The sequence below is a fragment of the Fusibacter sp. genome (genome assembly GCF_057447755.1).
Map to the genome: position 1 here is coordinate 1 of NZ_JBVBZF010000287.1, position 4,515 is coordinate 4,515.

The 4,515-nt window shown below is 38.2% G+C and carries 5 protein-coding genes; 4 read left to right on the forward strand and 1 reads right to left on the reverse strand.

The window, feature by feature from the left end:
* Positions 1-909 (reverse strand): MocR-like pyridoxine biosynthesis transcription factor PdxR (pdxR, locus tag AC220I_RS18600; protein WP_486725362.1); only part of this gene is annotated, 909 nt, incomplete at its 3' end.
* Between the two features lie 157 nt (positions 910-1,066).
* On the opposite strand from pdxR, the gene AC220I_RS18605 reads away from it, so the two are divergent.
* From AC220I_RS18605 to AC220I_RS18620, 4 genes are all read left to right on the forward strand, one after another.
* A complete protein-coding gene (locus AC220I_RS18605; RefSeq protein WP_486725363.1) occupies positions 1,067-1,807 on the forward strand; it encodes an ECF transporter S component in 741 nt (246 codons plus the stop codon).
* Positions 1,808-1,983: 176 nt separating this feature from the next.
* Entirely contained in the window at positions 1,984-3,084 is a 1,101-nt protein-coding gene (locus AC220I_RS18610; RefSeq protein WP_486725364.1) for an MGDG synthase family glycosyltransferase, read from the forward strand.
* A gap of 89 nt (positions 3,085-3,173) precedes the next feature.
* A complete protein-coding gene (locus tag AC220I_RS18615; RefSeq protein WP_486725365.1) occupies positions 3,174-3,854 on the forward strand; it encodes a response regulator transcription factor in 681 nt (226 codons plus the stop codon).
* Positions 3,844-4,515: hypothetical protein (locus AC220I_RS18620; RefSeq protein WP_486725366.1), on the forward strand; the 672-nt coding region annotated here is incomplete at its 3' end. The genes AC220I_RS18615 and AC220I_RS18620, both read left to right, overlap by 11 nt.

A 4,515-nucleotide genomic window follows, 5' to 3' on the forward strand; every position in this document is an offset into this window, starting at 1 on the left:
AATTACATTTTTACCGTGGTTTAATCCTTGAAGTGCTGGAATCGGGTAGCCCTCATATCTTAGCAGACTGTCATAATCATCCTCAATAATAAAAGCTTGATTTTTAGTGGCCCAGTTAATGAGTTTTATACGCTTTTTTATGGGCATTATGGACCCTGTTGGGTATTGATGTGAAGGTGATACATATACGATTTTTGCCTGAGAGGCTTCTAGCTTTCTCATATTGATGCCATCGGTCTCCACAGGAACCTTAATGGTATCATAGCCGTAATCCTCAAAGATATACATTCCCTTTGAAAATCCCGGGTATTCAAAGGCAATCTGTGCTGCCTCACCTCTAAAGAGCGTTGCAATTAGGCCAAAGAGGTACTGGATTCCTGCACCAACGATGATTTGATCCGGGTGACACTTCCCTCCCCTAGACTGGTGAAGAAAATCCGAGATCTCACGTCTGAGTTCAAACTCGCCTTGTACATCTCCATAGGATAGAAGCGCTTTTGTATCATACTCTAGAACCTTGTTCAGCATCTTTTTCCAATCATTGAAGTTGAAGGTCGCCTCCTCTTGTTCATCACTGCTTTGTATCTTAAGACCTTTTTTTATTTTTTCAGGCTGAATTGAGGGAAAGGTTCCCTTGGCAAACTGGTTAAAATCATATATATCAATATTGATTACATAATAACCACTCTTGTACTTGCTCTCGATATAACCTTCAACAATTAACTGGTTATAGGCATTCTCTACCGTAGATTTGCTGATTTTCAGCACTTCCGAAACTCTGCGTATAGAAGGTAGCTTAGCGCCTTCTTTCAAGGTTCCTTCGTGAATTTCATTTTTTATATGTTCATATAATTGTATATATTTTGGTACTTTTGATTTCTCATCAAAGTGAATTACAAAACCGATCATAAATTCCCTCCCCCACAAAAACGGACAAGCCATTTAATCTGACCCGATTGTTTTGTGATTATCTGACTCTTTCGATAAACCCAATTCTATATTATATTATAATTGACTTGTATCTTATTACAAGTATTTTATCAGGCATTATACTTTAGGGGGTAATATGAAAACAAATCTTAAATTATTGATATACACAGCCTTAATGACTTCTTTCGTATTCATTATGACTTCTGTTATCAAAATACCAATTCCATTTACAAACGGTTATATCCACGCAGGTGACATGTGTATCTTTATCTCAGGTATTTTACTAGGTCCTTGGTATGGCGCATTTGCAGCAGGCGTAGGGTCTATGTTTGCAGATATTCTCGGTGGTTATGCTCAGTGGGCATTACCAACCTTAATCATCAAAGGCATTATGGGCTTCATTATCGGTTATTTTGCAAGTGAAAAGAGAAATCAAAAGCACGTCCTTATTGGCGCCTTGTCCATTTGGTTTGTCTCATTAATTGGATTTGTAGTTTCAATAAAGGGTGCTGATGTAAACTTTCTAATTTCAAATGTAGATGAACTTTCAGGTGTTGAAAATGTTATAGCCGCCATTTCAAAATTAAACTTTCAACTTCTAGGTGTCGCAATCGTTATACCAGTCATCACCATCGCCTTCTATCTGCTCAAGGATAGATACGGCATCTCATTTGGTCAACTGTCAGGTATGATTATCGCCGGTTTGTGGATGGTACTTGGCTATTACGTCGCTGCGGGTCTCATGTATGGTAGCTTTATTGTACCCATCTTCAGTATTCCTTGGAATATAATTCAGTTTGTTGGCGGTATCGTGCTCGGTTTCGTCATATTAGCAGGACTTAAGACGGCTAAGATCGATTACAAATCACTACATTAAACATTCAGTTAAGACCACCTTCAATTTTAAAAGCGACTTTTCCTAGAAAAGTTGCTTTTTTTTTTGAATTTTAAGCCATCTGCTTATGGATTCTTAAATCATTTTTAATACGATTTTAATATTAATGCTATATGATGTTTATAAAGATACTTTTACATTGAAAGCGAGGTCTCCCCATGAGCAAAATCGGATTGATCTTTACAGCAGCCACAGGCGGCGGCCATAACCAGGCAGCCCAGTCCCTAAAGCAACAACTTTCTGATCAAATGCTTGAATTCTATGTGGTTGAACCCTTTAAAGAAAACAGTAAGTTTCTTGAGACCATGATCGAAGATGGCTACACTTTTTTAGCCAATTACACCCCAAAACTTTATGGTGAAATCTATAAAATCAGTGGTCATAAGACAACCAATAAGCAGCTTAAGCGCATTTTTAAGCTTATGCTTAAGAATAAAATTCTGTCTTACATAAACCAATACCATCCAAGCATCATTATTTCTACCCATCCTCTTTTTGTGCATATCATAGCAGAGCTAAAAAAGGAAGGCCTAACCAAGGCAGTCTGCCTTTCAGTAGTGACCGATTTGGGTGTGCATAGATTCTACGCACATGATGCCATAGATGCCTATATCACAGGTTCCAAAATAACCAATTATCAATTACAAGCCCTTGGCATCTCACAAGACAAGGTCTTTGATTACGGCATTCCTGTTAAACCTGAATTTTACGCCCTTTCACATGTAAATCGAGCAGATTTTTCACCCTTCACGATATTGTTAATGGGGGGAAGTATGGGGAGTAGAAAACTCTACAAAACATTGGCCTATTTGATGAAGATTAAACAAGATATTTTGATTCAAGTGGTGTGCGGTAACAATAAGACCATTAAGAATAGCATAGAAAGTCACTTTAAAGACTTACCCCCAAATATCAGCTTAGAGGTTTATGGTTTCATCAGCAACGTACACGAACTTATGGACCAAGCTGATCTGCTCATTAGCAAGCCTGGCGGCTTGACATTAACAGAGGCCATCAATAAGTCGCTTCCAATGATTATTCCCTTTTACATTCACGGACAAGAGGCTGAAAATACTGAGATTTTAGCACAAGAAGGACTCGGTATCTACGTGAAGCACCTTCATCAGTTGCCTGAAATTATAGAGTCCTTCGTCAATGAACCTGAGCGTTTGCGCGCTATTAAGAATAGAATGAAGGCTATGTCTTCCAATTATTCAGTGGAAAAAATCAGCGATTTGTGCCATGAACTCATGGCCTAGGCGTTTAAAAAACATAAGGGGTTATTGAAAGTCCGTTGTATGGCGGACTTTTTTTTGATATATTAAATGAAAAGTAGATGGAGGCGTTTATGAGTAAAATTCTCATTGTAGAAGACGAGAAAAAAATTGCACGAATCATTGAACTGCAACTGAAATATGCGGGCTATGAAACTGACTTGGCTCAAGATGGTGCTGAAGCGATTGATAAGTGCTTAAAATATAGCTACGACCTAATACTAATGGACATTATGATGCCTAAAGTAGACGGGCTAACTGCTTGCAAGGAAATTAAAAGGCATGATCCTACGACTAAAGTCATTATGCTTACAGCAAAGGATGATATTCAAGACGTCATCACAGGACTTGATGGCGGTGCCGATGACTACGTAACAAAGCCCTTTGTCTTTGATGAACTCCTTGCGCGCATCAGGGCAAATATTAGAAAAACAACTACTGTTTCCAGTACTGCAACGGATGAGATGCTTCATTTTGAAGATCTTTACATCAATACCGTCACATTTGAAGTGGAACGAGGGGAAAATAAAATAGAGCTCTCTAAGACGGAGTTTGATTTATTAAAGCATCTGTTAATTAATAAGGGCATAGTCCTTACGCGAGAACAAATTCTAAACAAGGTTTGGGGATATGACTATTATGGTAGTCTTAACATCGTGGATGTTTATATTAAATACCTCAGGGATAAGGTCGATCGTGATTATGAACGCAAAATAATTCAGACAGTAAGGGGACGTGGATACGTTGTCAAGTAAGCCTAACTTTTTTATAAAACAATATCATACACTTTATAATCGATTTCGCAAGCTCAAGTTAACCACTAGAATCACTGTTTTCAACGTGATTCTTTTTGCGATTTTAACCTTGTTTGTTTTTCTGTTTGTGACACTGCTCACTCGTCAGTTCTTATTCTATAAAAATAAGGATGAGCTTGTTTCTAAAAAGGTTCAGGTGGAAGACTTTATCAACGATGACTTGGACATGCTCTATCAAACACCTGAAGATCAAAGGGTTAACTATCTCTACGAGCGTCTAAACAAGCTATACCTCTTTGAAAACTATAAATTTGTGGTTTTGGTATCCGATGATGCCAATCGTTCTTCTTACCCCTTGAACAAAACTTACTATGATCGCTTTGTGACTGGCGATGAATACGCTAACACGGACAATTTCATCATTTCTCTTAAGCTAGAAACACTTAATACCGGTCAATTTTTAAATTTCAGGGTCTACCGTGATGAGGCCAGTGTTGACCAGGCCTTGGTGGAATCCGTCAAAATCCCTTTTTCCTTTGCGCAGAATACCACGAATGTCTTTATCACCCGTATTTTAGGTACGGACGTGATGCATACAACGATCGAAATGGCTTTTGATGACGGCCATAAGGTTTATATCACACTATTCTTGACTTCCACA